Here is a 396-nt window from a genome sequence, read left to right as displayed (position 1 = left end):
CGCAGGTGGTGTACGTGCCCGACGCCGCGTGCGTCGCGGGCCCCGGGAGCGCGGCCGTGACCGCGACGGCGCGATACGTGTCGCCCACGCCATCGCCCAGGCTGCCCGCCGGATTGAAGCCCCAGCACTGCAGCGCTCCAGCACTGGTGAGGCCGCAGGAATGCGCGATGCCCGCGGCCACTTGGGTCATCGAGGCGCCGGTCGCCACCGCGGGCGCTGCCGCGGGCGCGTTGGCGGATAGAATCCCGTCGCCGAGCTGCTCGCTGCCGTTATAGCCCCAGCAATAGGCGGCTTCTCCGACGAGGCCACAGCTCGTCATGGCCATTCCCGTGCTGGCGCCCAACGCGGTGAATGCGAAGCCGGGCAGCGGCGCCGCGAAGGTGCGCTGCACGTTGG

At 72.5% G+C, this 396-nt stretch carries 1 pseudogene; it reads right to left on the bottom strand.

Annotated elements, in window-relative coordinates:
• Nucleotides 1-396: pseudogene (locus I6F37_RS43640) on the bottom strand (hypothetical protein); the annotation flags it as partial.

It is taken from the genome of Bradyrhizobium sp. NBAIM08, from assembly GCF_020193935.1.
Classification (GTDB): Bacteria; Pseudomonadota; Alphaproteobacteria; order Rhizobiales; family Xanthobacteraceae; genus Bradyrhizobium; species Bradyrhizobium yuanmingense.
The sequence above is the reverse complement of the archived record's forward strand: the minus strand, read 5'-3'. Positions and strand labels throughout refer to the sequence as shown.